We start from the raw sequence: 1553 nt of genomic DNA, 5'->3' as shown, positions 1-1553 counted from the left end.
TCCTAGCCGCGAATAATACTATTTTCCCGGATTTCTTCACCTATTGTGGTATCAGGACCATGTCCGGTGACCACAGTGGCTTCTTCGTCCAGCGTATAGAGTCGTTGTTTGATCGATCGTTCAATCGCTTTGTAGTCGCCACCCCACAAGTCGGTTCGTCCAATGGACCGGCGGAACAGCGTATCCCCGGCGATCAGAAGCTTTGGCCTGGCAAACCAGAAGCACATGGAACCAGGCGTATGCCCCGGAGTGTGCATGGCCACACCTTCACAGCATGGCAGCTCTTCATCATCGGTTAACCAGTGATCCGGATCCGGAACCGGGCGGTAAGGAACACCAAACATACGGCATTGCATTTCCAGGTTATCCCAGAGGAATTTATCCTCCTCATGGAGATGAATTGGCGCACCGGTCTGTTTTTTGATATCGCCGCTGGCCAGGAAATGGTCCAGATGAGCATGGGTATGGATAAGAGCGACAACCTGTAAATCCAGCGCCCAAAGCTTCGCCATAATAATGTCAGGATCACCACCGGGGTCTACGACAAATGCCTTACGGGTGAGCGGATCACCAATAATGGTACAGTTACATTGCAGGGGTCCAACAGGGAAAGACTGTCGGAAAATGGCGGGTTGATTTGTCATTTGAGCTTCACAGTAGTTTGCTATGTTCAACCAGGATTCTAATATTATTTTTCTGCCGGGTCTTTCCCTGTCTATACAGTGGGCTACACAATAATCACGGTAGTCCGAAAGATCTGAATTCCAGACAGGCAAAAATCCACCAGGTGAAAAGATTCCTTGAACAACGATTTGCTGTAGCAATGAGATTCGTCGAAAAACATCAAAATCATGTGATTGATTCTTGGCCATGGATGAACACAAGGCACCACCAATACCAAAAAGGTCATCGATAAAACGGTCTGCCTCCCTGAAGTCTGATTTTCTGCATCAGGGCTACATTGACATTAACAAGGCCAGCAGAACCCACTCGCAGAAATGCTTTCTGACCGGGATAGGGAAAATTCCATTCTTGAATGTACTCATCAGCATCATCGGAATCCTCTGTGGAAAAGCCCTCAGGGACCAGAGAGCTTTTGGGGTAGATCCATTCTTTTTTGTTCATCCCTGGCTCAGCTACAGACAGCGAAAGATGGATTCGTCTCAACACGTTACTACTTCCTCAGTAATTCAGCAGGCGTCACTTTATGGAGTCATTCGTGTGCGGCTGCACTGGCCTTTGAGGTAGGTAGTGTAGTCAAAAAAAAACTGGTCATAAGTACCAAAAAATATTCCCCGGACAATGAATGGCTGAAGCCATTAAAAACATTGTTAAAAAATTGAACAAGATCAGAACCGACTTATCCCCACCAACACGCCAAGACAGCCCATTTGACACTCCCCGCCAGGGAGTGTCAGGTTTTACCCTTTAACCCGGTTTATCCAGTGCAACAGTTCAGAAGTAGCGTAGACTGCCTCTACGCCTTTGTTCATGTGATCATCACCGGCTCTTTTTTTCGCGTCCGCAATGCTGTCCACCCCGAACGCCAGGAT

Annotated in this window: 2 protein-coding genes; both read right to left on the bottom strand. The window is 47.8% G+C overall.

Translation table 11 applies throughout. The features are described 5' to 3' along the window. Positions 1-2 precede the first annotated feature (2 nt). Entirely contained in the window at positions 3-644 is a 642-nt protein-coding gene (locus tag KDK14_RS01315) for an MBL fold metallo-hydrolase (protein ID WP_257263211.1), read from the bottom strand. Between the two features lie 262 nt (positions 645-906). Further along, positions 907-1170 (bottom strand): hypothetical protein, encoded by a 264-nt coding sequence (locus KDK14_RS01310; protein WP_257263210.1) that lies wholly within the window; start codon positions 1168-1170, stop codon positions 907-909. Between the last annotated feature and the right edge of the window lie 383 nt (positions 1171-1553).

Source organism: Endozoicomonas sp. ONNA2 (assembly GCF_024606365.1).
Taxonomy (GTDB): Bacteria; Pseudomonadota; Gammaproteobacteria; order Pseudomonadales; family Endozoicomonadaceae; genus Endozoicomonas.
Note: the sequence above shows the minus strand (reverse complement) of the source record. Positions and strands in the feature narration are given on the sequence as shown.